The organism is Paenibacillus sp. YAE3 (assembly GCF_057546105.1).
The window spans coordinates 1-533 of record NZ_BAAIYF010000059.1 but is presented as its reverse complement, the minus strand read 5'-3'; the positions used below and the strand labels follow the sequence as shown (position 1 = coordinate 533).

Here is a 533-nt window from a genome sequence, read left to right as displayed (position 1 = left end):
CGTATTGACATTGGCGATATTATTACCGATTACATCTAATTTGGTCTGAAAGTTTTTCATTCCACTTATACCTGAATACATTGAACGTAGCATGAATGTTTTCCCCTTTCGTATGTGCTGCTTCAGTCATTCCACAGCATATAGGCTTCCTTCTCGAGGTCCGGCCTATGAATCGATTAATATGGTTCCATTAATGTTGGTGAATATTTGAGAATGTGCCTCTTCACGGTCCAAAGCGGTGATCACCGTTTGGTTTTTGGCACTTACAATCAATGCGGCATCTTTCAGAATAACCAGTGAGTCCTGTACACCCTTATTCTTTGCTTCTTTCACTTTCTCCCCTATCTTTTCCCACGTTTCAGAAGGGATCGAGATTCCTCTTTGTTCCATCCTAATTTTCGCATGTTTGCTGATTTGCAATGGAGAGACATCTTTGATCGCCTTATCCAATTGAGTCGCAAATGATGTAGAAGAGCGGGCAGATCGATTAACTGCTTTATTATGATAATTAGACGTGATAGGTTGCGGTGAGC

Annotated in this window: 2 protein-coding genes; both read right to left on the bottom strand. The window is 41.1% G+C overall.

Translation table 11 applies throughout. The features are described from left to right. On the bottom strand, window positions 1-93 hold a 93-nt coding region (locus AC27KL_RS28185), incomplete at its 3' end, for a flagellar basal body protein (protein WP_487171811.1). A 72-nt stretch (window positions 94-165) separates the two neighbouring features. Then, the gene (locus AC27KL_RS28180; RefSeq protein WP_487171810.1) at window positions 166-519 is read right to left on the bottom strand and encodes a TIGR02530 family flagellar biosynthesis protein; all 354 of its coding nucleotides are present in this window, start codon (window positions 517-519) and stop codon (window positions 166-168) included. Window positions 520-533: the final 14 nt, after the last annotated feature.